This window comes from Vibrio sp. D401a, from assembly GCF_030248515.1.
Taxonomy (GTDB): domain Bacteria; phylum Pseudomonadota; class Gammaproteobacteria; order Enterobacterales; family Vibrionaceae; genus Vibrio; species Vibrio rotiferianus.
The window spans coordinates 1-602 of sequence record NZ_JAHGAI010000105.1 but is presented as its reverse complement, the minus strand read 5'-3'; the positions used below and the strand labels follow the sequence as shown (position 1 = coordinate 602).

Sequence of the window (602 nt, the reverse complement as noted above, 5' to 3'; positions counted from 1 at the left end):
CCGTGACCGATGAAGCGGGCAACAGCGTCGAGAAAAGTGACACTGAAACTTACCTAGTCGATGTGGATGCGCCAACGGCGAGCATCGACCTCGATCCAATTGTGGTGGGTGACGACAACGTTATCAACCAAGCGGAAGCGACAGGCCAAGTCACTCTTACCGGTACTGTAGGTGGTGAAGTTGTTGAAGGTGATACGGTTCAACTGAAATTGGGCGATAACCTGCTGGCTGAAGTGGAAGTTATCAAGCTAGCTGATGGCGAGCTTGGCTTTAGCGCGGATGTTGACGCTAGCACATTAGCGAGCTTCAACGACCAGTCTGTGACAGCGTCGGTAACCATTACTGATGGTGCAGGTAATGCTGTGACTGAAACGGATACTGAAACCTACCAAGTCGATGTCGACGCGCCAACGGCGAGTATCGACCTCGATCCAATTGTGGTGGGTAATGACAACACCATTAACGAAGCAGAAAGCACAGGTAAAGTAACGCTGTCAGGTACGGTAGGCGGCGATGTGAAAGTTGGTGATACCGTTACTTTAGCGCTTGGTGAAAACCTTCTGACCACGGCGAAAGTGGTTAACCTGGGTAACAACCAATTG

The 602-nt window shown here is 50.8% G+C and carries 1 protein-coding gene; it reads left to right on the top strand.

The window, feature by feature from the left end; genetic code table 11:
• A partial coding sequence (locus KIV41_RS24675; RefSeq protein ID WP_285337852.1) for an Ig-like domain-containing protein occupies positions 1-602 on the top strand: 602 nt, incomplete at both ends.